Consider the following 697-nt stretch of genomic DNA (forward strand, 5'->3'; position numbering starts at 1 on the left):
CGCTGACCTCGACGACGGCCCCCTTGTCGTCGTTGGGGACGACGACGGGCTTGGTGAAGCGGACGCCGTACTCGACGACCGCGCCCGGGTCGCCGAGCCAGTCGGTGACCACGCGGATCGCCTCGGCCATGGTGAACATGCCGTGGGCGATGACGTCCGGCAGGCCGACCTCGACCGCGAACTTCTCGTTCCAGTGGATCGGGTTGAAGTCGCCGGAGGCGCCCGCGTACCGCACCAGCGCGGCGCGGGTCACCGGGAAGCTCGCCGGGGGCAGTTCGGTGCCGACCTCGACGTCCGCGTACGCGATCTTCGCTGCCATCACGCCTCCTCGGCGGCGCGTGCCACCAGCTTCATCCACGCCGTCACGACATGCTCGCCGGCCTCGTCGTGCACCTCACCGCGGACGTCGAGGATGTCGTTCCCGGCAAGGGACTTGATCGCCTCGATGGTGGAGGTGACGGTCAGCCGGTCCCCCGCCCGCACCGGGCGGCGGTAGGCGAACTTCTGGTCGCCGTGCACCACCCGGCTGTAGTCCAGCCCCAGCTGCGGGTCCCGCACCACGTCGCCCGCCGCCAGGTAGGTGATGGCGAACACGAACGTGGGCGGTGCGATCACATCGGCGTGACCGAGCGCGGCGGCCGCGTCCCGGTCGGTGTACGCCGGGTTCGCGTCGCCGACGGCCTCGGCGAACTCACGG

The 697-nt window shown here is 71.3% G+C and carries 2 protein-coding genes; both read right to left on the bottom strand.

The genetic code is table 11. From position 1 onward, the window contains the following. On the bottom strand, positions 1-319 hold a 319-nt coding region (locus EAO77_RS35420), incomplete at its 3' end, for a MaoC/PaaZ C-terminal domain-containing protein (protein ID WP_147992429.1). Further along, the coding region (locus tag EAO77_RS35425) for a MaoC family dehydratase N-terminal domain-containing protein (protein ID WP_147992430.1) at positions 319-697 on the bottom strand (379 nt) is incomplete at its 5' end. The genes EAO77_RS35420 and EAO77_RS35425, both read right to left, overlap by 1 nt.

This window comes from Streptomyces sp. T39 (genome assembly GCF_008042045.1).
Classification (GTDB): domain Bacteria; phylum Actinomycetota; class Actinomycetes; order Streptomycetales; family Streptomycetaceae; genus Streptomyces.